Origin of the sequence: Microbacterium sp. H6, from assembly GCF_003314775.1 — a bacterium.
GTDB lineage: Bacteria > Actinomycetota > Actinomycetes > Actinomycetales > Microbacteriaceae > Microbacterium > Microbacterium oxydans.
The window spans coordinates 17,581-18,253 of the sequence record NZ_QOAY01000027.1 but is presented as its reverse complement, the minus strand read 5'-3'; the positions used below and the strand labels follow the sequence as shown (position 1 = coordinate 18,253).

Sequence of the window (673 nt, the reverse complement as noted above, 5' to 3'; positions counted from 1 at the left end):
GCGGCCGGCCGGCCTTCCGCGTCGAGAAGCGTGTTCGGCATGCAGGCGTCGCCGTGGCACACCACCAACCGGTCGATCGACGGTACCTGGAGCAGATCCTCTGGCACGACCGTGCCGCGATCGGCGGCGTTGGCGATCCGCCACTGCGTGCTCCACTCCCAGGGGCACTCGGCCACCGGCAGGGCATCGTGCAGCATCCGCAGGCCGACCCCGACCGCTCGCACCGCGGTCTCCGGCTGGTCGGCCCAGCGGGGGTCGACGGCGCTGCGGGCATCGATCGCGACCGTGACGAGCCACTCGTGCGTGTCGTCCTGGCCCTGCTCGATCACCTCCGGTACGGGGATCCACGTTCGTGCCCACCTCATGCGCTCGGCTTCGTCGCGCATGTTCGCCTCGTCGTCGAGTGGGCCCCACTTGATGTACCGCCCGTCGTCGGTGCGGAAGGTCAGCCCGCCGATCCCGTTGAGCCAGACCGGCTCGAGCGCGGCACCGCGCGCGAGCTCGCGAACCTTCATCGGCACGTCGAGGGAAGCGGAGGGAATGCTCATCCGTCCATCCTGCCCGACGGGCACCGCACCGGCTCAGCGGCGGTCGTCACGGAGGCCCTCCAGATAGGCGTTGTAGGCGTCGAGCTCAGCGGTGCCGTGCGCATCGGCATAGCGATCGGCCGCGG

At 70.9% G+C, this 673-nt stretch carries 1 protein-coding gene; it reads right to left on the bottom strand.

Translation table 11 applies throughout. The features are described 5' to 3' along the window. Nucleotides 1-548 (bottom strand): phosphotransferase (locus tag DSP71_RS01280; protein ID WP_258546198.1); only part of this gene is annotated, 548 nt, incomplete at its 3' end. Nucleotides 549-673: the final 125 nt, after the last annotated feature.